A 26114-nucleotide genomic window follows, 5' to 3' on the forward strand; every position below is an offset into this window, starting at 1 on the left:
GGTCTGCCAGCGCTTCTTCATCCCTGTTCCTCCGCCTGCCTCAACGTCGCCCTGCGCATCACAACGGTTCGCCGTTGGCCACGATATTGGCAATGTTACGGAACGACTCCGAGTCTCTCGCGAGGTAGCCGTTGTCCTGCTCCCACCAGCCCCAGATGGTGTTACCGCCATCATGGGACGCGTGGCCGGGAGTTCCGAGTCCGTTCTCGGTTCCGCCATCGAGCTTCGGCACCGTTCCGCCGTCGCTCTCGAAGCTGATCGCTCCCGGCAGCTCCTCGGGGTTGGTCCCGTGCCCGAACGAGCTGTGTTCGCCATAGCGCGCCACCAGGTCACCCGGTGCCCGCGATGCGTAGATCTGTGTACCGGAGTAGTCCATGGCATCGTCGCCGGTCCAACTCTGGTGGTACCCGTCCGGCACGCCCGCCGAACCCACCGCGATCAGGTTGTCGACGCCGAGGTTGTCGGATGATCCACCCACCGCGAGGAAAGCGGTCGTGCTGCCGTACGAGTGACCGATGACCGAGGTCGTGACGCTCGACGACACTTCGTTGTCGAGACCCCTGAGCGTCGCGCTGAGCGTCGCGGCCCCCTCCGTCGCGCTGCCCATCGTGTGCTCGGTGAGGAGGTTCGGCGAGTCGTACCCGTACCAGGCGATGGTCGCCGAGCGCACCCCGGCATCCGTTCCGTAATCGTCGGCGTACCTGTTCAGGTTGCGTGCGCTTTCCCCCCAGGCCTCGAGATCCTCCAGGCTCGAGAACATCCCTCCGACGAGGACGTTGACGTTCGTGATCCCTTCCATCGGATCGATCGGATCCCCGTTCTCGTCCGAGATGCTCACGCCGTACATGACCGCCGCGGTGGCCTGCGGCTGCTCGAAGGGGTTGAACATCAGCAGCTGACCGTCGAAGTCCGTCAATTCGAGGCCGAGTGTGGCGAACTGCGTGTCGAGCGGCTCGCCGTAAGGGCCGGCCTCGACGATCTTGTCGTATGCCGCCTTGTTGGCGAGCATGCGGTCGAGGTACGGAACGCCCTCGAGGTTCCCGATGAACTCCGGGTACGTCCGGCGGAGCGCATCCCGCTGTGCGTCCGTGAGGCTGTCCCAGATCTCCGTCACCTCGGCCGGGGTGTCGACGTTGGCGAGAGCATCGATCGCCGACAGGGTCGCGTCGCTGAGCGTGGTGCCGTCCGATCGGACGAGCCCGGCCACGGCGGCGCCATACGCGTCGTCCCAGAGCGCATACGCGGCTTCCCAGCTCTCCCAGAGGTCCTGGAGGGCGCTGCGGGTCGCCGCGAGGGAACTCTCCGCGTCGGTGACGTCCTGCTCCGCGGTCGCCCGTGTACTGGCATCGTCGTCGGGGGTGCACTGTCGCTGCGACGGCTCCGCGGTGTCGAGGTCGGCGATCGCGGCCTGGTTCGCCGTGTGCGCGGCCTCGATGTCGTCGATCAGGTCGTTCGCGGCCTTGGCATGCACCGCGACGGCCTCGCCGTAGGCCCGGACGACGTCGGCGATGCGGCCGAGGGTCGCGATGGTCGGATTCATCCGGTTCGCGAGCGTGCCGGATTCGCTCTGCACGAGGGTGATGCTCTGGCCGCTCCCCTCCAGCCCGCCGTCGATGTTGCGCAGGACGATCTGCGCGTTGCCCCCGGCATCGCCGAGCGTGCCGAGATCGGCGTGGATGCCTTCGAGCTGTCCGCTGTCGTACTCGATCTTCTCGAGCACCCATCCGCGGTTAGGCGAAGTCAGCGACATAGTCGATGTCCCATCCGCTGCTCAGCGACACGTCGAGGTCCTCGAACGACTCGTTGATGCGCATCAGGCGGTCGGAGATCCCGATGCTCGCGAGGTGCTGCGCGCGCGCCTCGAGCATCGCCTGGCCCAGCGCGTTCTCGAGCATCACCCGCAGCCCCGTGCGTCCGACCGGATTGCCGACCCCCGTATCGCGAGCGGCGATGTCGTTCGCGTAGGTGACGTATTCGCCGATCGCCGAACCGATCTGCACGATCGCGCCTTCGAGCGCCTGCTTGTCGATCTCGACGTCTGCCATGTCCACCCCCCGGTATGCGTTTCGACCCTATCCGGCATCGGACCTCGTGCCGATGGGGAGAACTGCCCATCGATGTCCGCCTGCAGTCAGGGACACCGCGAAGGGAAAAGGGGCCGACGGCGAACCGTCGACCCCTCCCGATACTGCGTGTCAGCTGCCGGCGAGCTGCTGGTCCAGGTCCTGGATCGCGCGCATCATGCCGAGCAGCGACTCGGACATGTCGTTGATGCCGTCGACAGCGGTCTTCAGACCCGTCGTGAGCTCCGTGTAGCCCTCACCGAACTTCCCCGACGCGTGCTGCGTCTTGAAGTCCTCACCCAGCAGGGTGTCCACCTGACCCTTCAGCGTGTCCAGCTGACCCTGAATGTCATCACGAGCCTGCGACAGCGACGACGCCACCTGCTCCATCTCTGCATAAGACGCACCGAAATCGGCCATCGTCCACACCTCCGGAAATCGAGAGAACCGGACCCCTCCGGCCCGAATACACCCCACACTACGGAACCCCACCCCACACCGTCGATGGGGACAACTCCCCATCCCCCTCAGGGCCGAGGTACGGCGATCACACTCGCCACCTGCGGCGCTTCTCCTTCTCCACGGTCCGGAGGTACGCCTTCATGCCCTCGTCGTTCGACCGCACGGCGAGCTCGGTCAGCGCCGCGGCACCGAGACCGCGCTTGTGCACCTTCCCGAGCGTGAGCCGCACGTAGGTGGTCGAGGCGTGCGAGAGCGGCTCGATGAAGCTCGACCACCGCCGCAGGTCGAGCCCTGCGAGGTCTTCGCGATGCCTCCGCGCCAGACGAGCGATCTGCCGGCCGCCGGACTTGCGCGCGCCGAGGGCTTCGGAGTCGAGGTCGTCACCGCGGGTCTGGAAGATTCTGGTCTGCCGCTGGGCGACCTTCCCGATCACCAGCGCGACCTCCTCGGCGTAGGCAGGCATGCCCCGCAGCAGCCGCCGTTCCTCCGCCACCCACCGTCGCAGCAGCAGCTCCTCGCATTCATCACACAGTCGGGCGGGGAGGATGCCGTCCACGGCGTAGCCGCACACGCACGAGACGCCTCGGCGCTGGGAGCCGCGAAAGCCCAGCTCCTCCCGCAGCAGGGACGCGCCCACGACGCTGCGCCCGAGGAGGTCGGCGAGAACACCCTCACCGCTCCTCCGCTGCCTCTCCGCGACCAGAGCCTGCCAGCGTTCCTGATCGGCGGGACGGATCAGGCTGCGCGCCGACGTCGCATACTCCTCGAGGACGGCGGTGATCTCCGCCTCCTGGGCCGCGCGCTTCAGCGCTGAAGCCGACGTGGCCCCCGGCCAGGCGGGGAAGGCGATCCGCGCCGCCAGCTCCCGCATGCGGACCTGCCCCGCGGACACCGACGCGCCATGCACGGCGGCAAGCGGAGCGTTCGCGTCCAGGACGCGACGTTCGAGATCGCCGACCGCGTCAGAGGTCATCGCTCATCCTTCCCTCCGGTGCGGTGCCCGGGCGCCGGTGCTCAGCGAACGGGCGCCCAGGTGTCGCCCTCGACGAGCGGCAGCTGCACGGTGACCTGACGACCCGCCTGGACGAAGATCCCTCGCCCCTCGGGGAAGTCGGTGCGCTTGACCTTGGGGAACGGCACCTTGAAGATCGCGTCGCCATCGAAGGCGTCGGGCTTCAGGATGATGCCCTTCCGTCCGGCCTTGAAGTCGCCGATGAACCCGAAACCGCTCGTCACCTGCGTGACGTCGGCATCCCCCACCAGCAGATGATCGCTGCGGTTGATCGCCTGGAACAGCGCCTTCATCTCGCGCTCCGCGGGGCTGTCGGCGAACTGCGGCACATCCTCGACGACGACGAGCACCCGCATCGACAGGGACTCGTCGGCGATGATCTCGGCAAGCTCCTTCGCGAGCTCCTTGGCGTCCTCCGGCGTGACCGCGCTCCGGGTCCAGTCGACGTAGCCCTTGAGCTGCGCGCGCCGGCCGCCGAAGTGGAACAGCCGGACCTCGGGGTCGAGCCGGCGCACCGACGTGATGATCCCCTTGAGGGCGGTGGTCTTTCCGGAGAGCGGCGGTCCCGCGACGACGAAGGTCCCGACCGGATCGAACTCGCGTGGGGCCAGGGTGTCCTCCGCGACGCCCAGCACCGGGAACTCCCCGATGCGGTCCGGGAGGTCGCGCACCGCGAGCCGCGTCGGCAGGGCGCCGATCTCGGCGACCTCGCGCGCACCTCCGGCACGGAGCTCCGCCGCGAGACGCTCCAGGAGCTTGGTCTGCTCGGCCACGTTCGGCGTGCCGCCGAGCGTGGCGATCTGCGTCTCCAGGCCGTCGACGATCGCGCGCCCGGGGGCCGAGCGCTCGTCGAGCACATCCTTGGCGGCGTTGAGCATCGCGTAGCCCGCCTCGTCGGCGAGGCGCAGGACGACGCGACGCGAGACGTTGGCACTGACCGCCGTGGGCACGGAGCCCGAGCGATCGGCACTCGCGATCACGTGCACGCCGAGCGGGCGGCCCTCGCCGAGGATGCGCATGAAGGTCTGGTAGAACGGCATCCGCGCCGTCGTCGACTCCCACTCGCCGCGGAACTGCGGGAATCCGTCGATCAGGAAGAGGATGCGCGGCTCGTCCTTGCCGGTGATCTCGCGGTACTCCGTGAGGCTCGACGCGTTGGCCGCGCTGAACCGCTTGCCCCGGTCGTCGAGGACCCTGGCGAGCGAGCGCAGGATGCGCTGCACGCGCTCCGCGTCATCACCGGAGATGATCGATCCGACGTGCGGCAGCACCTCCAGGCTCTTGAGCGAGCCGGAACCGAAGTCGAGACCGTAGACCTCGACGTTCGAGCGCGTCGGATCGAATCCGGCGGCGATCGCGAGCGTCCGCAGCACCGTGGACTTGCCTGATCCACTCGTCCCGTAGACGAGGAGCGAGCCGTCCTTGTCCGGCACGAAATAGGCCGGCTCCTGGAGCTGGCGCTCCGGGACGTCCATCTTGCCGAGCAGCACCTGTCCGTCGCCGAGGACGGGGAGGTCGCGCAGGTCGACCGCGCCCTCCAGGTCGTCGAGCCACGGACGTCGAGGCGCCGGGATACGGGCCAGTCGCGACGCGTTCACGAGCGTCGCCACGATGCGCTTCTGGTCGTTGGGGCCGAGATCCTCGTCGTGCGAGTCCGACTCCGGAGCCTGCTCGGACTCCCAGGTCTGGATCGAGCCGAACCGCAGCTCGGCGACCTTGACCTCGGCGGCCTGCGCCTCCTCCGTGGTCCAGCCGCCCGCGTAGGCGGACTGGAACGGCACGAGGCGACCGGGTCCGGTCTTGGCGATGCCACGACCCGGGAGCGACGGCGGGAAGGAGGCGGCCACGGGGTCGTCCACGACGTCCTTGGAATCCGACTCGTCCGCCATGCGGAGGGCGACGCGCAGATTCGTGTTCGCGCGCAGGTTGTCCTTGATGACGCCGGCGGGGCGCTGCGTCGCCATGATCAGGTGGATGCCGAGGGAGCGACCGCGCTGCGCGATGTCGACCACGCCGTCCACGAACTCGGGGACCTCTCCGGCGAGCGCCGCGAACTCGTCGATCACGAGCACGAGCGCGGGCGGCGTCTCCGGGTCGCGGCGCTTCTCGAGCTCGAGGAGGTCCTTCGCCTTCTTGCGGTTGAAGAGGTGCTCGCGGTGGTGCAGCTCGGCCCGCAGGCTGGTCAGGGCACGGCGCACGAGGTGCGGGCTCAGGTCGGTCACGAGCCCCACGGTGTGCGGCAGGTCGACGCAGTCCGCGAAGGCGGAGCCGCCCTTGTAGTCGACGAACAGGAACGTGACCCGGTCGGGGCTGTGCGCGGCGGCCATGCCGAGCACCCACGCCTGCAGGAACTCGCTCTTGCCGGCTCCGGTGGTGCCGCCGACGAGAGCGTGGGGGCCTTGCGTGCGCAGGTCGAGCGTCATCGCATCGGTCTGCGACTGTCCGATGATGGCGCGCAGGTTGCCCGCCTTCTTCAGCCGCGACTGGGGCGCGCCGGAGCGGTCGATGATGGTGTTGTTCTGCCGCCAGCGGTCGATCACCGCGTGGGGGTCCTCGGCGAGGTCGGTGCCGACGAGGGAGAGGAACATCACGGAGTTCGGGATGTCGGACGAGTCCTCGATCACGGTGCTGGAATCCACCACCGGGGCCAGGCGCTTCGCGAACATCGTCATGTACGAATGGGACACGCCCTCGACCTGCACGTCACGGTAGCCCACACCGCTGCGGACCGTGCCGACGGTCGCCCGGTCGAGGCCGGCGCTGACATCGACGAACGTGCGGCAGGCGGCGGGGAGCGCCGCGACGACCGGAGCGACGAACAGCCCGTAGACACCCACGTCGGCACCGCGCTCGAGGATCTGCGTCAGCCGCGCCCGGTCCACCGGTGCGTCGTTGGTCACGATCACGAGGATCGCGGTCTGCCCGGGGAACGTGGCGTCCTCGGCGGCGCGCTTGACGTCGGTCCCGTACAGCATCGGGTCCCAGTCCTCACCATAGGGAGGTCGCTGCGACTTCGCCTCGCGCGAGCGCCGCAGCACGATCTCCTCGAGACCGCTGAGCAGGGCGGCACCCGTGGACGCGGAGTCGGCGAGCGACACGTCCTTGAACGGGCTGCGCTCGCTGGACGTGTGCGGAAGCCACTTCAGCCAGTCGAGCTCGTTCGCCCATCCCGGCTCCGTGAGCGCGACCGTGACCAGCTCGTTCGGCGAGTGCATGCCGAAGAGCTGCACCGCGATGCCGCGCAGGGCGTCACTCGCCAGCGACGTCGGCCCGGCGACGCCGATCGACCCCACGCTCTGCAGCGATTCCAGGATCGGCACGTCGGGGATCATCTTGTAGCGCTCTTCGAGGCGGTCGACGCGCTCCACGTACTCGACCAGCGCCTCCGGGGTCTCGGTGCGCTTGATCCGGGTGCGCGACTCGTCCTCGCACACGCCGAGCCGCAGCGAGAGGAAGTTCCAGTGCTCGGGGCGGCGCGTCCACAGCAGCGGACCGAGCCGCATCGCCTCGTCGAACACGACCGCGACGGCGGGGACCTCGTTGTGACGGACCTCTCGCTCGCGGGGGTGCGCGTGGTACAGCTTCTCCTCGAGCCGCTCGAACTGCTCCTCGAACGACTCCTCCTCCTTGCGCAGGCGCTGACCGAGGTTGGTCTTCTGGGAGATGAAGTTGCCGAGCATCATCAGCGGCGACATGAAGACGATGAGCAGCGATCGGGGGTTCCCGCTCATCGCGTAGATCGAGAGTCCGAGCAGGATCGGCGCCACCAGCATCGGCCACGGGAAGAGCCGCTGCACCTGATCGCGCGGGTAGCGCGGCTCGTCGAGGTCTTCCCCCGCGAACCGCTCCTCGACACGGGGGCTGCGGTTGAACAGCAGCGCCCCACCGCGCTCGAGCACCGGATCGCCGGAGGCCGAACCGTCGAAGTCGCTCACCATGTGCACGACGAACTCGCAGTCGCCGAGCGCGAAGGTCTGCCCGGGGATGACCCGGAGACGCTGCACGAGGCCGCCGTCGACGAGGATGCCGTTCGCGGAGTTCAGGTCGACGAGCTCGACGAACGTCGCCGCGACCTCGATCCGCGCATGCCTCTTCGACACCAGCGGATCCGCGATCGTGATGTCGTTCGCCCCATCCCGACCGATCAGGAAGTGGCCGATCGGCAAGGGGAACTCCTGACCGGCCGCCGGTCCGGCGACGACCGTGAGGACGGCGGCCGGCCGCGCACCGGCACCACCCACGGAGGCGTGGTTCGGCCCGACGTTGATGACCTCGGCGAGGAAGCCGGAGCCGATCGGGGCATCCCCGACGAGCAGGTCGGGGTTGAGCATCGTGAGCTGCTCGCTGGTGGGCGGGGCCACCGAGAGCGTGAGCACGTCCGACGGCCCCGCGGCGATGCTGCGCGCGGGATCCGTCGTGGCGATCTGCCGCGCGACATCGGCGATGGTCGCGGTCGAGTCCGCCATCACGACCACGTCGGTCAGGGGTGCTGCGGGTCGACGCAGGGTCAGCTTGACTCTCATCGCTCGTCCTCACCGCGCCGAGGGCGCATCTCACTGCTCAGGGTCATACCCACTCCACCACGAGGGAGCGATCGCCGAAGCGCACCGTGTCCCCCGTCTGCAGCTCGGCCGGCTGCCCGGCCGTCAGCACGGTCTCGGCCCCGCCGCGGACGACGGAGCTGCCGTTCGTCGACGCACGGTCGACGACGAAGACGCCGCGTCGCGCCGGCATCACGGCGAGGTGCGTCTTGGAGATCGAACGCGTCTCGTCGAACACCGGCACCAGCTGGGCCGCGCTCTCTCCGGCCGCGGCGGCCGGGGAGCGTCCGAACAGCGTCGTCCCGCGCACCTCGATGCGCTCTCCCGAGTCGAGCACGATGATCGCCCGCACGCCCGCGGGCGGGGCCGTGGGGGCGGCCGGTGCCTCGGGGGCGGCGGCCGGAGCGACCGCGGATGCCGGGGCGACGGGTGCGGGTGCAGGAACGGCGACCGGGGCGACGGGTGCGGGGGCGGCGGGTGCGGGGGCGGCGGGCGCGGGAGCGGCCTGCGGGGCGGGCACCGGATCCGCAGGCGCGGACGCCGGGGCGGCAGGCGCGGGCGTCGGTGCCGCTGTCGGCTGGGCCGCCGGGGCAACCGGGGCTGCCACCGGGACCGGCGGGACGAATGCCGGAGCCGGAGCGCCGGTGGCCAGCGAGGGCGGCACCGCAGACACCATCGCGCCGGGTGCCGGGGCCTCCGGCTGGTCCGCCGTCGGGGCGGACGCGGAGCGATGCGCGCCGATCACCCCGCCGGAGAGCCGCGCGCTGGGGACGTATTCCGCCGGGGCATCCCGGTCGACCGGCGTCGCGAGCGACGGCAGCGGCGCCTTCTCCTCGTGCTCCGGCGTCTTCACGCGCTTGCGGGCGATGCGCATCCGCTTCGAGTCGTAGGGGTTGAGGCCCTGGCGCACGTCGACGAACCAGGTCGCGGCCGCGAGATCGAGCCATCCGCGTCCGCGCCGTTCGACGTCGAAGAGCGGGGAGAGCATGACCACGAGCACCGGGCCGATCAGCGGCACGAGGAACGAGGCCATGGCGACCAGGTAGCGCACCACCGCACCGCGCCAGAAGCCGGGGCGCTCGAGGGTGCGGACGTTGACGGAGCGGATGCCGAAGACGGCCTTGCCGAGTGTGATGCCCTTGCGCCCGTGCAGCACGAGCTGGACGACGATGTAGGCGGTCATCAGGCCCTGCGAGACGGCCGCCGCCACGATGAGCCAGACGAGGTCGCCGCGCGCGAAGAACTCCGCCGCGTCGAGCTTCCCGGACAGCGCCTGCGCGAGCACCGGGGTCAGCGCGATCAGGGCGGGCAGGGCGATCAGGACGGCGAGGACCCACTCCAGCAGGGCCGCCAGCGCGCGGGCTCCGCGGCCCGCGGCACGCAGCCCGAGCGCTTCCGCATAGGCGGGGTCCGGACGCCCGTGCGCGTCGAGACCCTCGATCTCCGCGACACCGTCGTCGATCTCCCAGATCACTCCTGGTCCCCTTCGGCGTCATCGACGGCGTGCGGAGTGTCCAGCAGGGGCAGGTCGCTCTTGCCGACCAGGCGGGAGGCGATCACGTGCTCGACCAGCCGCGCCCGCCGGTTGGTCGCGAAGCTGCGCTGTCCGCCGCGCATCCCGGGCACGCCGATCCGGTCGAACTTGTCGCACACGTTGTCGAGCTTGCGGTTGAACCGGGTGACCGTCCATCCGAGCCGTTCCGCAGCCTTCGCCGAGGTCGGGATCTCGCTCATGCCGGTGCCGTCCCGGCGCAGCTGCGGCTCCGCGAGCGCGAGGATGAGCAGCTTCTGGCTGAGCGTGAGGGGCACGTCTCCGATCGTCGAGGCGCCGCCGTCGTCGTGCTCGCGCCGGGTCGCCCGGAACGCCGGCTCGGCCGCATGCAGCGTAAGCTCGTACGTCGTCGGCCCCGCGCTGAACACAACCGTCGTCTTCTCGAACACCAGCGGCAGCCGGGCCCCCGGCGCCAGCCAGGCCTGCACACCGCCGGCGGAGTCGGTCACGGTCGCCGTGAGCCGCGTGCCGACGTTGGACAGCCACCACAGCCCGTCGGCGTCGGTGATCTCCAGGAAGTGACGGTGCAGGAACAGGTTGTCGTCGAGCTCCAGGTCGCCCTCGCGCCCCACGATGAATCTGCCGCCCCGCGCGATGGGGAAGTACTCGCCCGCGAACTCGACGGTCACGCCCGCTGTGCCGCTCATTCCACACACCCCCGCACCGTCTCGGATGCGCGGCCGTCGTCGCGGCGCAGCATCACGTCGACGCAGACCGTTCCCGACCCCGCCCCCGTGATCGTCGCGGTGGGATCCGGTGTCTGCTGCGGATCGACCTCGCCGGACACCGCGACCTGCGACCAGATGTACGAGTCGCCCTCCAGCGGATCGGGATTCGTCCAGGTGAACACGACCCGATCGCCGTCCCGCGTGCCGGCGATCTCGGTGACCTTCGGCACGACATCCGAGCGCACGTCCTGCGGGTCGACCGCCTCGGCCGTGTCCTCCGGCTCGGGCGTGATCCCGGCCACGAGGAGGTTCATCCCGACGATGCCGCCGACCACGAGCACGACGCCGGCTGCGGCGAGCGTGATCCACAGACCCTTGCGACGGCGGGGCGTGGCGGGCTCGACGGGGGCCGCGGGCGCGCTCGGTGCGGCCTGCGGCAGCGGTGCCGGAGCGAGGGACGGCGATGCCGCCTCCGGGGCGACCACCTGGGGCGCCCGGACGATCGTGCGGTCGTCGACATCCGGGGTCGCGATCGGAGCGGCAGCCGTCGGCATGCGCAGCTGCGTCTGCTCGACCGCCTCCTCGACGACCGGCCTCTCGAAACGCGGCATCTCCGACAGCGGCCCGGCCGGCTCCTTGCGCTGCGTCGTCGCCGACGGGCGGGTGAACGCGGCGATGTCGGGATCGATGCTGACGATCTCCCGCACCCGGGTGAGTCCGTCGCCGTCGTCGTCGAGGTCCTCCGCCGGAGGGTGATCGTCGACGATGTCGATCGGCGTCACCGAATGGGACAGCTCGATCTGCACCTTCTGCAGCGCCCGCGCGAACGCCACGGCGCTCGGGAAGCGGTCGTCCGGGTTCTTCGCCATCGAGCGCTCGAGGAGTCGCTGGAGGCTCTCCGGCGAGTCCGGCCTGCCCAGCGACGGGAGCGCGGCGCGCTCGATGCGCTCGATGAGGTCGGCGCTCGAGTTCCGCTCCCCGGGTCGCTCGAAAGGCGACCGTCCGGCGAGCAGCGTGTACAGCGTCGCCCCGAGTGCCCACACGTCGGTGCGCGGCCCGCTCTGCGGCGGCTCGGCGAAGGACTCCGGTGGCGACCACGGGATGGACATGCCGGACGCCTCGCCGGTCGCCCCCGTCGTCGACGCGATGCCGAAGTCGGTGAGCGCCGGTCGGTTGTACTCGGTGACGAGGATGTTGGCGGGCTTGATGTCGCGGTGCAGCACGCCCGCGCGGTGCGCCGTCTCGACCGCTCCGGCGACCTGCACGCCGACGCGCAGCGCCTCGGCGACCGAGAACGCGTCCTTCCGCGCGCGGAGCTGGAGGTTGGGCCGCGGGCAGTACTCCATCACCAGGTAGGGGCGGCCGTCGCCGGCGACACCCGCCTGGTAGATCGTGACGATCGCGGGATGCGTCGACAGCATCGCCATCACGTTCGCCTCGTCGGCGAACTCCTGCGCGGCCCCGCTGGAGATGCGGTCGGCGAGCAGCACCTTCACCGCGACACGACGACGCGGCATCTCCTGCTCGTAAAGGAAGACGTCGGCGAATCCGCCGGTGCCCAGGGGCTCCACATACGTGAAGCCGGGGAGCTCCGGCGGCGGTGACGGGCGACGACTCACGGGAGATCCTCGAACGCGACGGTCACACCGTCGCCGAGATCGACCACATCGCCGGAGAGCACGAGCGTCGTCTCTCCGGGGTGCAGTCGGACCGGATCGGCGCCGGGACGGAGCAGCGTGGACCCGTTCGTGGTGTGCAGGTCGACGACCACGACCGTGTCGCCCTCCGGCCTGACCTCGAGGTGGCTGCGCGAGATGTCCTGCTGAGGGCTGTCGACCGCGATCAGGTGCGGGAGGTTCGCGCCGCTGGCCCGCGTCGACCGCGGACGGCGCCCGATGATCACGGTGCGATCGAGAGGAGCGACCTGCCCCGTGGAGAGTCGGATGCGACCGCCGGATGCCGCAGCCGGTGCCGGGGCGACGTCGAGCACCTCCGTCGGCGCGTCGTTCGAGACCGGCGGCTGCTGGCGCAGCGCGCGGAGCTCGGCGGCCGAGACGGTGGCCCCGTCATGGTCGCCTGTCGCCGCGACCGGTGCCACCACCGGAGGGGTGGCCGCCGCGCCCGCGGAGTGCACGGTGGCGCCCCAGAGCTGATCGAAGTCGTCGTCGACCGGCGGAGCGAGCGTGACCTCCGTCGGAGACAGCGACGCGTCTTCGATGACCGGGAGCGGCTCCGGCTCCGGCTCCGGCTCCGGCTCGATCACGGGCTCCGGCGGCGCGACGGGCTCCGGGGCAGCGGGCGCCTCCGGGGCAGCGGGCGCCTCCGGGGCAGCGGGCGCCTCCGGAACGGCCGAGCCCACGACGGGCGCCGGGCCGAGTGCGGCGGTGAGCGGCTCGGCGTCGCTCGGCTCGAGCTCGGCACTCGCGGCGGATGCCCGCACGATGCCGCCCTGCACGGGGAGGCCGTCCGCCTCGTCCGTGGTCTCGACGGTGATCTCGAACGCCGTCGCACCGCCGAGGAAGCGCTCGTTCCAGGTCGTGACCTCGGCGCCGGAGAGCTCGAAGGATTCGGTCGCGGTGGTCACCTGCGCGGTGACGCCGCCGCGCAGGGCGATGCGCACGTCCGCGCCCTCGGCGACCGCGGCGACGAACGAGGGCAGCGAGGTGAAGGAGCCGCCGACGTGCGCGGTGAGGACGTCGACGACCGTCGCGAGGGTCTTCTCCTCCGGCAGCCGCTCCCACAGCCGTGCGACCACATCGCCGGGGATGTCGGGCGGCAGGGCGACGAGTGCGCCGGGGATGACGATCAGGTACCAGTGTCCCGGTCGGTAGATGGTCTGCATCAGCGAACCCCTCCTGCTGCGGCTTCCCGTGGACGCGTGTCCAGGTCGATGTCCCGGTCGTCGGTGGACATCAGCGTGCCCGGCCGCGACGCGACGGAGACGGCATCCACGACGATGACGGTGATGTTGTCCCGCCCACCCGCGCTGACCGCGTCGTCGGTGAGGACGTCGGCGGCCACCTGGGGGTCGGGCTCGGAGGTGAGGATCTCGCGGATGCGGGCGTCGCCCACCTCCGACGTCAGTCCGTCCGAGCACACCAGGATCCGGTCGCCGAGCTCGGCGGGGAACATCCAGTAGTCGGCGTCCCCCGTGCTGCTCGCGCCGATGGCCCGGGTGATGATGTTGCGGCGGCGGTCGCCCAGGGCGTCCTCCGGCGTGAGCTCGCCGGACTCGATCAGCTCCTGCACCACGGAGTGGTCGACGCTGATCTGCTCCAGCTCGCCGTCCGCGAGACGATAGGTCCGAGAATCCCCGATGTTCACGGCGAGCCAGTAGCCCATGCCGTCCACGGAGGCGATGACGACGCCGCTCAGCGTCGTCCCGGCACGCCCGTTGCCCGAGGTCGACAGCTCCTCGACCCGGTCGCGCGAGACGGACAGCGCGTGGCGGACGTCGTCGAGACCGAGTGCCGGACGCCCGATGTATCCCGCGAACTCCGCGATCACGGCGGCACTCGCGCGCTCCCCCGCCTCGTGCCCGCCCATGCCGTCGGCGACCAGGAACACGGGTGCCGACGCGAGGTGCGCGTCCTCGTTCAGGGCTCGACGCAGTCCCGGGTGCGTGGCCGACCCGGTCGCGACGACCAGCCCGGGCCTCATGCGTAGCCGCCGATCGTGACGATGCGGTCGCCGATCTCGATGGCGTCTCCCAGACGCACCGGGACGCGCTGTCCGGCGGGGCACGCGATCCGCTGCCCGTCGCGGACGATGGTCATGCCGTTCGTGGAGTGCCGGTCGAGCACCCATCCGCCCGAGGTCTCGGCGGCCGCCTCGAAGTGCGTCTTGGAGAGCGAAAGGGTCTCGTCGCGCACCGGGACGAGGATCGCGCCCTCTTCGGGTGCGGGGTTGCGGCCGAACAGCGTCCGTCGCGAGACCGAGACCCGAGTGCCGTCGTCCCAGGTGAAGACCAGACGGTGTCCCGGCACGCTGATCCGCGTGTCCTCGAGGTCGTCCTCGTCGGCGGCGGGCGCCAGTCGCTCAGGTTCCGGCTGGGCCGGGGCCGCGGGCGCAGGCGGGGCGGGCGGGGCGGGCGGCGCGACGACGGTGGGCGGAGTCGGCGGCGCAGGCGGAGCGGCGGGTGCAGCGGCGACCGGAGCGGGCGGGGCGGGAGGCGACGCGACCGGAGCCGCGGGCGCCGCGGGATGCTGCTGGATGGTCTCGTCGAGCTCGGGGTCCGTCGCCGGGGCCGCGGCGGTCCGCGCCGGAGAGTCCTGGGTGATGCCGGGGACGAACGCGATCAGCGACCCCTGGTCGGCGACGGGCGCGGCGGGTGCTGCCGGTCGCGGCGGGATGGGCGCCGACGCGGGAGCCGGCTGTGTCACGGGGGCTGCCGGAGCCGGGGCTACCGGAGCCGGGGGGGCCGCCGGAGCCGCCACCGGCTGCGGGATCCCGGGCACCGCGGGAGCGGCCGGGGGCGCGGCGATGCCGGGGATCGGAACGGCGGGGGCGGCCGCGGATGCCCCGGTGGGTGCCGTCACCCGCGCGTCGAGCATCAACGACCCGGCGACCTTGTCGTGCCAGCCCTGGAAGCGGCCGGAGCCGTCGAACAGCGGGCTGAAGTAGCCGACCACGATGGCTCCGGCGAGGCCGAAGATGATGTTGCGCAGCAGCGTGCGGCCGAAACCGAGCGGGGCGCCGTCGGCCGCGGAGGCCAGGCGGAGCCCCTGCGCCCGCATGCCGATCGAGCCCGCGCCCGCCTGCATGACCGTGTAGACGACGAACCAGGCCAGGAGCACGAGGCCCACGATCGGGCCGCCGATGAGCAGGGTGGCGATGGACGCCTCGAGTCCGCCGGAGAGCGTGGCGGCGACGACCAGACCGCCGATGAGGAGGAAGCTCAGTCCCCCGGCGATGAGGGCGTCGATGACGTAGGCGACCGCGCGACGGGAGATCGGCGCGATCTGATCGAGCGCGGGCTGCGTCATGGGGTCTCACTCTCGGAGGACGGGGGCGTCGTGCCGGGGCTGCTCTTGATGGTGCCAGGTTCGCGGCGAACGCGCGCGGTCGCCGCGTCTCTCAGGTTCTGGAGCCCGCTCGAGATGGCCGTGCCGCCCAGAAGGGACCGCATGCTCAGTCGCGCCTTGGTGCGCTTCCAGAAGCCGGCCTCCTTCCCGAGCCCGCCGACGATCTCATCGACCTCGCGCCAGAAGACGTCGACGTCCTGCGCCGTCGGCTCCGCCGGTCCGAACACCTCGGCGTCGGCGCGCTCGGCGAGAGCCGTCACCTGCGGGACCGTGAGCGAGGAGGCGACGACCGCGGCCTCCTCGGTCCGGGTGCCGCCGGGCGCGAGCGGGGCGCCGTAGTCGATCGCCCGGTCGGTCAGCTCGTCCCAGCCGCCGCTGATGCGGTCGGAGGTGCGGGCGGCGGCCCGACGGGAACGGCGCCTCGACGCCTTCCACGCGCCGATCACGATGAACGGGGACGCGAGCACGGCGATCACGGCGAGCGAGATGCCGCCGATCAGGAGGATCGCGCCGATGATGCCGGCGAGGTTGAGGCTCTCGTCCTCGGACTCGCGGTCGTCGGGGAGCGTCGGCGGCAGGTCGACGGGCTCCTGCGGCGGGGGCGGCGGCTGCAGCACCTGCGGCTTCGGGTCGACACGCGGCTTCGTGTTCTGGTCGTTGGGAACCTGGTCCTCAGGCGGGGTCGGGTTGAAGGTGACCCACCCGATCCCCTCGAAGTTGACCTCGACCCAGGCGTGCACGTTGTCACCGGTCGCGGTGAACACGGCCTCACCGGCCTGCTCCTCGTCGGGGTAGTACCCCAGGACGACGCGGGCGGGGATGTCGATCTGCCCGGCGAGCAGCGCCATGGCCACCGCGTACTGCTCGTCGTCGCCGATCATCTGGTCCGCTCCGACGAGCGTCGAGATGCGCTCGGCGGTGTGTCCGGCACGCGAGAGCACCTCGCCCTCCAGCCCGTGGCTGAAGAAGCCGCCCTCGGAGAGGAACGTCTCCAGAGCCCGCACCTGCTCGATCGGCGTCTCGGTGCCGGCCACGGTCTCCGCGGCCAACGAGGTGAGCTCCTCCGGCACGTTGCTCGGCTTCGGCATCGACACCCGGCCGAAGGGCACGTCCGCGAGCTGCTCGTCGTCAGGCACGTTCGGCATCACCGCATCGACCGCGTACTCGTCGCCCGCGGTCAGCTTCGGCGTGGCCACGGCCGTCCCGGTGGACGTGTTCACGTACGTCCCGCGACGCAGGTCCTCGGCACGGTCTCCCCCGAAGCGGATCTCCGACAGCTCGCCGGCCGTGGGCATCCAGACGCCGCGGTAGTCGTCGATCTGGATCTTGAGCGTGACGGGGATGCCCTCGGTCTCCGGCGCCATGTTCGAGCGCAGCGGAGCGAACGCGCTCGATGACGTGGGGCCGCCGTCGGTGACGTTGTAGACCATGCCGTCGAACTGGTCCATCACGGCCGTGCGGATGCGCGCCCCCTTGGGCAGGCCCTGCACGGTGAAGAGCGTCTCGTCGGCCTCATCGCGCACGTTCTTGCGGAAGGCCTGGAGCGGACTCGGGTAGTCGCGGATGTCGAACGGCGGGATGATGACGTCACGGAACACGTGCCGCGGCTGCGCCGGTGTCGCGACCGCGCTGGTCGCCACCCCCGCCCCGGCTGCGATCGCCAGCACGGCGGCACCGGCCAGCAGCCGCCGCGTGCGCATGTGCGCCGCTCGGGAGGGATCGACCTCGCTCACCGAGACCGCCATGTTCTGCGGTGCCCACAGCTGCCGGAGGGCGAGCCAGGTCATGCTGACCACCGCGAACACGAGGCCCTGCACGAGCGGGAAGGCGGGCTCCGGCGTGCCGAGCGCGATGACGAGCATCAGCAGCACGCCCGCGGGCAGCAGCGCCCAGGCGACGTGCGGCAGGCGCAGGGCGAGGGAGGCCGTGACCGTCGAGGCCACGAGGGCGAGGAGGAACGGGACCAGGAGGTGTCCGTCGGCCGCCGCGACCGGCGCGACCGTGGTGAGCATCTGCTTCCAGGCCGTCACCGTTCCCAGCGCGAGCTTCTGCAGCGTCTCCAGCGAGGGGATGAATCCGAGGATCGAGGTCTGCGGCAGGGCGAGCGCGCCGCCGAAGACGAAGTAGGCCGCGACCGTGAGGCCGGCGATGATCAGGACTCCCCAGCGCCGCCAGACCGCGACGGTCGCGATCGCGAGGCCGATCACGATCCCGCCGATCACGGCCGGGAGGAAGGACGGGCCGGCGAAGGTCGGCCAGAAGCCGATGAGCGCGGTGAGCACGAGCAGCGCGCTGGCTCCGAGATCGAGGATCCAGCGCCGCAGCGGCAGGGCTACGGACGCGGTGGTGGAGGGCGCGGTCATGCGAGCACCTTCTGCAGGGCGAGCGGAATCTGTTCGAGCGCGCCGATCGTGACGACGTCGGCATCGCCGATGCGGCGCAGGGTCGGCGCGGAGGCCGAGGTGTCGGCCACGACGGCGAGCACCTTCGCGCCGAACGGCAGGCGGGAGCATGCGAGGCGCAGATCGTCCGAGCGCACCCGTGATCCGCACACGAGCACGACCACGCTCGCCAGCGGCATCGTGGCCGCGACGATCCCGGCGAGCTCGGCGATGCCGCCCTCCCTCGGTTTGCTGTTCTCGACGGCCGCGAGGGAGTCGAGCAGCTGCTTGCCGGTGCCGGCGGGCAGCTCGCGGCCCTGCACCCGCACGTCGACGCGCTGCGAGTCGCGGATCGCCCGGAGACCGATCGAGCCGGCGGCCGAGATGCCCAACTCGAAGTCGTCGGCGGTGGCGTAATCGGAGAGGGAGCGTGACAGCCCGATCACGAAGTGCGAGCGGCGGGTCTCCTCGTACTGGCGGACCATCATGGTGCCGGTGCGGGCGGTCGAGCGCCAGTGCACGTGGCGCAGGTCGTCGCCCGGCTGATACTCCAGCAGGGCGTGGAAGGACACGTCGTCGCGGGAGAGGTCGGCGGCCGGGAGCCCTTCGAGGTCGCGGAGGTAGCCGAGGGACTGGCCGTCGAACAGCACCGTGCGCGGGTGCACGAAGAGGTCGACCGGCTCGTCACGGCGGTGCGCCCGCTCGAAGAGACCGAGCGGGTCGCCGCGGACGACGCTCACCGGTCCGACCTTCACCACGGCGCGCTTCTGGGTGGGGATGGCGAAGAGCTCCTCCGCCTCGTCCCCCGGCGCGAGCCGCTGGATCCCGAACTCTCCGCGGCCGGAGCCGACGGGGAGCACCACGCGCGAGGGCAGGATCGCCCTGGTGCCGCGGTTCGCGAGGGTGAGAGCGCCGACAGCGCGCTCCCCCACCACCACGCGGGTGCGGGCGAGGTCGAGCGAGACGTCGTAGGCGGTGCGTCCGATCAGGAACAGCGCGCACAGGGCGACGGCGATCGCGATCACCACCGCGGCGACCGTGAACTCCGACCACCCGGCGATCTGCCCGAGCACCCAGAAGCCCACCGAGATCGCCATGAGCACCCAGGCCAGGGGCCGGATCGCGGAGGAGATCTTCCGGAGGCGCGTCAGTGCGCGCGCACCCAGGACGGCCGCGATGTCACGCCATCCGGCGTCGCGCTCCGTCTGCGGCGGCGTCGCCTGAAGGGCCTCCGTCGTCATCAGGCCGCCGCTCGCGCCTGAGGAGCTGCGACGCCGTCCACCACGCGGGCGATCACGACGTCGCTGCTCGTGCCGGCGAACTCGGCCTCGGCGTCGAGCAGCAGACGATGCTGCCACACCGGGCGTGCGAGGGCCTTGATGTCGTCGGGAAGCACGAAGTGACGGCCCTGCGCCGCGGCCCACACCTTGGCGATGCGGATCATGGCGATCGCTCCACGCACCGAGACGCCCAGACGGATCGCGCCGTCCTCACGGGTCGCCTCGGCCAGCTCCGCCACGTAGCGGAGCACGGCCGGCTCGACGTGCACGGTGGCGGCCAGGTCGGCCATATCGGCGACGGCGCTCGTCGTGATGATGGCGGAGAGACCGGCGGACGGGTTGCGGTCGGAGGCCCCGGCCAGGATGCTCTCCGTGACCGCGAGGTCGGGGTAGCCGATCGACGTCTTGATCAGGAAGCGGTCGAGCTGGGCCTCGGGCAGCTTGTAGGTTCCCGCCTGCTCGATCGGGTTCTGCGTGGCGATGACGAGGAAGGGGCGACCGGCCTCGTGCGTGACGCCGTCGACCGTGACGCGCGACTCCTCCATGACCTCGAGCAGCGCCGACTGCGTCTTCGGCGAGGCGCGGTTGATCTCGTCGGCCAGCACGATCGACGCGAAGATCGGGCCCTTGTGGAACTCGAACCGGTGCGACTGCTGGTCGTAGATCGTCACACCCGTGACGTCGGACGGCAGCAGGTCGGGCGTGAACTGGATGCGCGCGCTCGTGCCCTGCACGGTCGCCGCGAGCGCCTTGGCGAGGCTCGTCTTGCCGGTGCCCGGAGCATCCTCAAGGAGCACGTGCCCCTCGGCGAGCATCGACGCCAGGACCAGCCCGACGATCTCCTTCTTGCCCTGCACCGCCTTGTCGACGTTCTCGACCAGTCGCTGGAAGGTGCCCTGGAACCAGGCGGCCTGCTCGGGGGTCATTGTCATGAGTGTGGGGTTCCTTGTCGTGAGGGAGTTCGTGTAGCGGGAGCGGCGGCTACTACGGCCAGCTGGTGCCTTCGGACGCGCCGATTCCCTGGATGTCGGCCTGCAGGGTCCTGCCCATTCCGCCGTGCCAGCAGGAGAGCTGGATCGTGCCGTTGGCGGGCACGTTGTAGCGGTTGTAGGTCGAGACCTGGCCGGACGACGAGCGGTACGGCTGTCCGTTGTCGAGGCAGCGGATCATGTACGTGCCCGCCGGCACGTTCGCCGTGTTCAGGTTCAGGTAGTAGCACGTGTCGGGACTGCAGTTGCGGGAGTCGACTCCCTGCGAGGCCCACCAGCGCGGCTGCGGCTTCGCCTGCGCGGTGTTTCCGGCGGTGCCGCTCTCATCCGACCAGACGCCCGTCGTGTCCCGCGCACGCGCCTTGATCGTGTGGTACTCGCTGTAGCTGCCCACATCGACGTGACCCGACGCCGCGACACCCTGCCAGCCGCCCCCGTCGATGCTGACCTGAACAGTGTCGATGTTGCGCCCGTTGGGCGAGTTGCCGGCATTCCAGTTCAGGCGCACCTGGCTCGCGAGCGACTCCGCACTCACCGCGGGAGGAGACGGCTTCCCGTAGGGGTTGCCCCTCGCGGCGTTCGACACGGCACCGGCATACGTCGAGCCGTCGACGTTCGCGACCGCGCGCACCTCCACGGTGTAGTCGTGACCGTTCGTGAGCCCGCCGATGGTCTTGTTGCCCGGGACCATGTTCCAGCCGCCGCCGTCGAGCCGGTACTGGTAGGTGATCTCGCCGGACTTCGCGCCGCCGCTCGATCCCGCACGGTAGTCGATGACCAGTGCGCGATCCGCTTCCCGGGTGACCTTCAGGCTCGTCGGCGCCCCCGGTGCGATGACGCCGCGCCGTGGTGCGGACGGGGCGCTCATGTCGCCCCACCCGGCCTTGTTGTATGCCTGGATGCGGTAGGTGTACGCGGTCTCCGACGTCTCGACGACCACCGCCTGGCTCGTGGCCTCGGGACCGGGGGTGATGGTGCGCACGACCTGGCCGCCGCGCAGCACCTCGAGTCGGTACCCGCGGATCGCGTCGCCGTTTTTGTCCGGCGCGGTCCAACTCACCTGCATCTGCGCCTGGTTGCCCACCGGCGAGAGCTCGGCCGTGATGGGAGCCGCGGGAGCGAGCGGGGGCCCCGCCGGGATCTCGGAAGCCGACCAGCCACTCCAGCTGGAGGGGTCGGGCGCCCTGTTGTGCGCCTGCACCCGGACCTGGTAGTCGGAGCCGTTCTCGAGTCCCTCCCATGTGATGGAGTTGCCCGTGACCTCCTTCTGGGTGATGCCGGAGGGCGGCGCGGGCGAGATCTCGAGCGTGTACCGGTCGACCGGCGAACCGGGCGTCGTCGGGGTGACCCACGCCACCTGGAGCGACTTGTCGCCGAACTTGAGCGACGGCGGGTTCGGGGTGTCCGGACGTGCGTCCGGACGCGCGGGAGCCGACAGACCGGACGGCTTCGATTCGCCGACGCGGTTGGTCGCGGTCACCTGGAACGTGTACTCGACGTTGTTGGTGAGGCCGTCGAGCGTGCAGGTCGTGGACTGGCACTCCTTGGAATACGGGTTGCCACCCACCGACTTCACGGTGTACTTCGTGATCTCCGCACCGTTGTTCGACGGCGCCGAGAACGAGACGACGACCGTGCGGTCCTGCACACTCGCGATCGTCGGTACCCCGGGGGCGTCCGGCACGTCCTGCACGGTGACGACGATCTGGCCGTTGACCTCGCGATCGACGTCCTCCGTCGCATCCTGGATGCGGTAGCGGACGACCAGCGTCCCCACGAACGACTTGCCCGGGGTGATCGTGACCTGATCGGAGGTGAACTCGACATCGCCGACGCCGGACTCCGCCACGGCCGACACGATCTTCAGAGGTGTCTCGGGGAACGGGTTGAAGTCGTTGGCGAGGGCCGGAACGACGATCGTCTTGCCCGCGTCCGCCTGCGAGACCGTATCGGTGTTCGCGGCGGGCATCGGTCGCGTCGACGCCGTGACGACCACGGCGACGGTACCTTCGATCGGCTCGGTCGTGCCGTCGGAGATGCGCAGCTTCAGCGCGACGGTCGTGCCCTTCTTGGCGTTGGACGCCGCCTCGACGATCAGCTTGTCACCGTCGTCGATCCGCGCTGAGACGCCCTTCTCCTCGCCGCCGAGGAGCCGGTACTCGTGCTTCCCCTCGTCCTCGGGGTCGGGATCGTCGGTGAGCGCCGCGAGATCGAGCGAGGTCGCCGGATCGCCCGGGGCGACCTCGACCTGACCCTGCACGAACGTCGGCTGCTGGTTCTCCGGCGGAAGGACGTTGATCGGGATGCTCAGGGTGGCCTTGCGGCCTTCCGGATCATCCGGCCCGTCGCCGTCGGTGACCTCGAACGTGAGCGCATCCGGCCCGAAGAATCCCGCGGCCGAGGTGTAGACGAGCGTCTTCGCGTCCTTGAGCAGATCGGACCCGTCAGCATGGTTCGCGCTGATCTTGGCCTTCTCGGTGATGACCACGTCGCCGCCGCCGGCGACCGTGACGTACTCCGAGAGCGGGAGGGTCTCGGTCTCGCCGCTGACCACCTCGAGCGGCTTCGTCGACGTGAGCGTCGGGCGCAGATCGGACCGCGAGGGGACGAAGATGAACGCCGAGGCCTGCAGGTCGTCACGGTCGGTGAGGGTGTATCGGATCAGCTGCAGCTCGTCGGTGACGGTGACGCGCACCTTTCCGTTCTCGAGCCGTGTGCCGCCGGCGCCCACCTCGACGTCGAGACGGTCCTTGGTCCCGTCGGGGTCCTCGTCGTTGGCCAGGATGTCGAGGTCGGCGGTCAGACCGCCGTCCTTGAGGTCGGCGGGCAGCAACCGGTCGTCGCGCGCGATCGGCGCCTGCAACGGCACGTCCTCGTCCACCGTGATCTGCAGGGTCGCAGTGGCGGTGGCCCCGCGAGCATCCGCCACGGTGTACTGCAGCGACGTCTCCGTCGGTCCGTTCGGAGCCGTGACGATCACCCGATCGCCGGAGACGCGCGCCTCCAGGCCCTCCGGCAGCTCGAGGCCGTCCTCGACCAGCATGATCTTGTCACCCTCGGGGTCCGAGTCGTTCGCGAGGACGGGAACCGCGATCTCGCGCCCCGGTCGCACGACCACGGCGTCCTTCACGGCGTACGGCGCCTGGTTGATCTGCTCGGCGGGGGCGATGCCGACGCGGATCGTGGCGACGCCCTCCTTGCCGAGACGGTCGCGCACGCGGTACTTGAACACGTCGACGCCGCTCGCGCCGTCGGCGGCCTCGTAGGTGAAGTAGTTCGGGCCCGTCGTGACGCGCCCCTTGCTCGGGCTCGACTCGAGGCCGACGAGCTCGACCGAGTCGCCGTCGGTGTCGATGCCGTCGAGCGGCACCGCGATGTTCACCTCGCTGCCGGCCAGGGCGCGGGCGACGAGGTCCTGCGGCCGCGGGGCCGCGTTGTTCTCGGCGTCGACGGGCAGGATCTGGATCGTGACGTAGCCTGCCGCCTTCTGCTGGCGGGAGTCGGAGACCTCGTATGTGAGGTACACCGTCTTCGCCTCGGGGCCGGCCTTGAAGCGCACCGTGTCCTGAGAGACGAACGCCTCGCCGTCCTCGGGGTCGACGAAGGGCTCGATGAGCTCGGGCTCGACGTGCATGACGTCGTCGCTCGGGTGCGTGTCGTTGTCGAGCACCGGGATCGTCACGACGTCGCCGGCGCGGACGGTCGCGGTATCGGGATTCGCGACCGGCTGCAGAAGCTTCTCCGGCGCCGGGATCGGGATCACCACGACCTCGCCCTCGGCCGACTTGGAGCCGTTCGAGATGCGGTACTTGATGCGCACCTGGTCCTCGAGCGCTCCCTGATCGGTGATGCGCAGCGTCTCGTGGTTGAGCACCGACACCGAGATGCCGCTGTTCGGCTCGATGGACACCGACTGCACGACGAGGATCCCGCCGGCGGGGTCGGTGTCGTTGTTGAGCACGCCGAGGAGCACGTCGCCGCCGGTCGGCAGCAGGGCGACGTCGCGCACGGCGACGGGGGGCAGATCGGTCTCCGACTCGGCCATCACGTCGACGCGGACGAGGCCCTCGCCGTTCTTCGGGCCGGTCGTGACCTGGTACTGCACGTAGTAGACGCCGGGCTTCTCCGCCATGAAGGTGAAGGTCTTGTTGGGCGTGTTCGGGACGATCGTCGCACCCGGGGTGTCCAGCACGCGACTCAGACGCAGCGGCTCGCGAGAGGTGCTGGTGTCGTTCGCGGTCGGGGCGACGGTGACCTGCTCGCCGGCCTTCGTGATCACGTGATCGGCGTTGGTCTTCGGGTTCGTCGAGCCCTGCGGGCGGACATCGAGCGCGATCGTCGAGCTGCCGAGCTTCCCGAACGCGTCCGCGACGGTGACCTGCACGTCCTTGCGCCCCTGCAGGCTCGCGGTCGCCTTGTAGGTGATCTGCCCGTCCTTGCTGAAGTCGACCTCGTCGCCGGGGGCTGCGATCACCTCCTTGAGGTAGATGTCGTCGCCGTCGGGGTCGATCCAGTCCGGGAGGATGTTGTACGAGATCGTGCCGCCGGTCTCGACCGCGAGGGAGGTCTTCCGCTTCGGCGTGGGGGCCGCGTTCTCGTTCCAGTCGTGCACGGCGAGGGTGACGACCGCGGTGTCCTTGCCCTTGCGTCCGTCGTCGACCTCATAGGTGAAGCTGGCGGTGCCGGTCGCCTTCTCTTCGACAGCGATCTGCAGCGCTCCGCCGTTGTTGATCGGTTGCACCGTGCCGATGGACGGCTGGGCCTCGGCGAGCGCCGCGACGAGCACGTCGCCGTCGGGGTCGTTGTCGTTGTCGAGCACGGGGAGCAGGGTCGTCGCACCGGGGCGCACGCCGTAGGAGTCGTCCTCCGCGATCGGCGGGGTGTTCTCCTCGCTGCGCTCCGGGAGGGTGGTCTCGACGGTCTCCTCGGTCGAGTCCTCCTCGTTCTCGGTCTCGCCCTCGGGCGGCGTGAGGTCGTTCCAGTTGTCGACGCGCTGCAGGCTCTCGTTGGCCATCCAGGCGGCTCCGCCGACGGCGTCGTTGAGGATGATCACGTCGCGATTGACGCGGAAGGTGAGGCTCGTGGAATCCTCGGCGCCGTCGATCGGAGCGTTCACGTCGTTGGAGTCGCCGGGGCACTCGCGGATGAAGGTCGCCGACCCCGCCCACGCGCCGTAGGTGCAGCCGCGCAGCCAGACCGGTGCGGCTGCGGTGCCCGCGCTCCCGGCGGAGGTCTCCTCCGGCTCACTGCCGTCGAGGGGCACCCGGACCAGCGCCGAGGGCGTGGCGAGGGCGACCGCGTCGGTGGCGGCGGAGGCCTGCTGCAGCAGGGCATCCGCCGCGCCGCCGACCTCGGTGCGGAAGCCGCCGGGAGTCGTGACGACGCCCGCGGCGGCGTCCAGCACGACGGGCGTGCGGCCCACGGCGGTGATCGTCGGACGCTTCGACAGGTCGAGGTCGCCGACGCTGGCGCTCGAGGAATCGCCGGGCGTCCCCTCGTTGTCGACCGGCACGGTCACGACCTCGCCACGCTCTCCGGAGAGGCCGAACACCGTGCCGTCGTCGGCCACCGTGACGTCGGCGTCCTTCCCCAGCTCGGCGATCGGCTCGGCCGCCTCGATCTCGAAGGAGGCGATGCCCTTCACCGGCACGACCCAGAGGTCGCCGGACTTCTCGTCGAGGATCGCGGCCGTGCTGGCGCCCAGCGCCACCTTCGCGGTCGCGGGGATGATCGTGGAGTCTCCGAGCGACACCCGCGCGGGGTCGATCGCCGTCACGGTCGATGCGCTCTGATCGACGACGAGGACGTTGGAGGCTTCCTGGAGGATGTCGTAGTTCTCGCTCGTGGTGCGCAGACCGCCGTCGAGGATGGTGGATTCGTTGTTGAAGTGCCCGACGAGCAGGCTCGACGTCTTCGTGATCCAGACGCCGCCGTCGTTCAGGTCGACCTTGGTGGTCGGGAACCCCTCATAGGTGAAGGCCATGGTGGTGATGGCGATGACGCCGACCGTGACACCGGCAGCGGATGCCAGTGCCTTGGGTCGCTCGCGCATCCATGACAACGCCTTCATTCCCGGTTCCCCCCCAGGGTGACACTCTCCGATTACTCATACGCGGACCCGACGGGCCACGGAGCACCCGTT

General features: G+C 70.7%; 15 protein-coding genes. All 15 read right to left on the reverse strand.

Features of this window, described 5'->3' with window-relative positions; all coding sequences use genetic code 11:
• Positions 1–58: 58 nt before the first annotated feature.
• The 15 genes from AC07VM_RS12175 to AC07VM_RS12245 all read right to left on the reverse strand — a co-directional run bounded on the left by AC07VM_RS12175 (position 59) and on the right by AC07VM_RS12245 (position 26024).
• Positions 59–1720, reverse strand: coding sequence for an alpha/beta hydrolase (locus tag AC07VM_RS12175; protein ID WP_494911415.1), 1662 nt, complete (start codon positions 1718–1720; stop codon positions 59–61).
• A 10-nt stretch (positions 1721–1730) separates the two neighbouring features.
• A complete protein-coding gene (locus AC07VM_RS12180) occupies positions 1731–2045 on the reverse strand; it encodes a hypothetical protein (RefSeq protein WP_267417152.1) in 315 nt (104 codons plus the stop codon).
• 150 nt (positions 2046–2195) lie between these two features.
• A complete protein-coding gene (locus AC07VM_RS12185; protein ID WP_028501988.1) occupies positions 2196–2483 on the reverse strand; it encodes a WXG100 family type VII secretion target in 288 nt (95 codons plus the stop codon).
• Between the two features lie 127 nt (positions 2484–2610).
• Entirely contained in the window at positions 2611–3498 is an 888-nt protein-coding gene (locus tag AC07VM_RS12190; RefSeq protein WP_494911416.1) for a hypothetical protein, read from the reverse strand.
• A gap of 41 nt (positions 3499–3539) precedes the next feature.
• Positions 3540–8060, reverse strand: coding sequence for a type VII secretion EssC family protein (locus tag AC07VM_RS12195; RefSeq protein ID WP_267417148.1), 4521 nt, complete (start codon positions 8058–8060; stop codon positions 3540–3542).
• A 43-nt stretch (positions 8061–8103) separates the two neighbouring features.
• A complete protein-coding gene (locus AC07VM_RS12200) occupies positions 8104–9552 on the reverse strand; it encodes an RDD family protein (protein ID WP_494911418.1) in 1449 nt (482 codons plus the stop codon).
• Positions 9549–10277 (reverse strand): hypothetical protein, encoded by a 729-nt coding sequence (locus AC07VM_RS12205; RefSeq protein WP_494911419.1) that lies wholly within the window; start codon positions 10275–10277, stop codon positions 9549–9551. Before AC07VM_RS12205 ends, AC07VM_RS12200 begins: the two co-directional genes overlap by 4 nt.
• Positions 10274–11917, reverse strand: a complete 1644-nt coding sequence (locus AC07VM_RS12210; protein ID WP_494911421.1) for a serine/threonine-protein kinase — start codon at positions 11915–11917, stop codon at positions 10274–10276. The genes AC07VM_RS12205 and AC07VM_RS12210 overlap by 4 nt, the downstream gene beginning before the upstream one ends.
• Positions 11914–13140: an FHA domain-containing protein gene (locus AC07VM_RS12215; RefSeq protein WP_494911423.1), complete on the reverse strand. Its 1227-nt coding sequence runs from the start codon at positions 13138–13140 to the stop codon at positions 11914–11916. The genes AC07VM_RS12210 and AC07VM_RS12215 overlap by 4 nt, the downstream gene beginning before the upstream one ends.
• Positions 13140–13958 (reverse strand): PP2C family protein-serine/threonine phosphatase, encoded by an 819-nt coding sequence (locus AC07VM_RS12220; RefSeq protein ID WP_267417142.1) that lies wholly within the window; start codon positions 13956–13958, stop codon positions 13140–13142. Before AC07VM_RS12220 ends, AC07VM_RS12215 begins: the two co-directional genes overlap by 1 nt.
• Complete coding sequence (locus tag AC07VM_RS12225; protein WP_494911426.1) at positions 13955–15283, reverse strand: RDD family protein; 1329 nt, start codon at positions 15281–15283, stop codon at positions 13955–13957. The genes AC07VM_RS12220 and AC07VM_RS12225 overlap by 4 nt, the downstream gene beginning before the upstream one ends.
• On the reverse strand, positions 15280–17685 hold the full coding sequence (locus tag AC07VM_RS12230; protein WP_494911428.1) for a transglutaminase TgpA family protein: 2406 nt from the start codon (positions 17683–17685) through the stop codon (positions 15280–15282). The genes AC07VM_RS12225 and AC07VM_RS12230 overlap by 4 nt, the downstream gene beginning before the upstream one ends.
• The gene (locus AC07VM_RS12235; protein WP_267417139.1) at positions 17682–18944 is read right to left on the reverse strand and encodes a DUF58 domain-containing protein; all 1263 of its coding nucleotides are present in this window, start codon (positions 18942–18944) and stop codon (positions 17682–17684) included. The genes AC07VM_RS12230 and AC07VM_RS12235 overlap by 4 nt, the downstream gene beginning before the upstream one ends.
• Positions 18944–19915: an AAA family ATPase gene (locus AC07VM_RS12240; RefSeq protein WP_494911429.1), complete on the reverse strand. Its 972-nt coding sequence runs from the start codon at positions 19913–19915 to the stop codon at positions 18944–18946. The genes AC07VM_RS12235 and AC07VM_RS12240 overlap by 1 nt, the downstream gene beginning before the upstream one ends.
• 52 nt (positions 19916–19967) lie before the next feature.
• A complete protein-coding gene (locus AC07VM_RS12245) occupies positions 19968–26024 on the reverse strand; it encodes an Ig-like domain-containing protein (RefSeq protein WP_494911430.1) in 6057 nt (2018 codons plus the stop codon).
• Positions 26025–26114 lie beyond the last annotated feature (90 nt).

This window comes from Microbacterium sp. GW821-FHT01D02 (assembly GCF_059422585.1).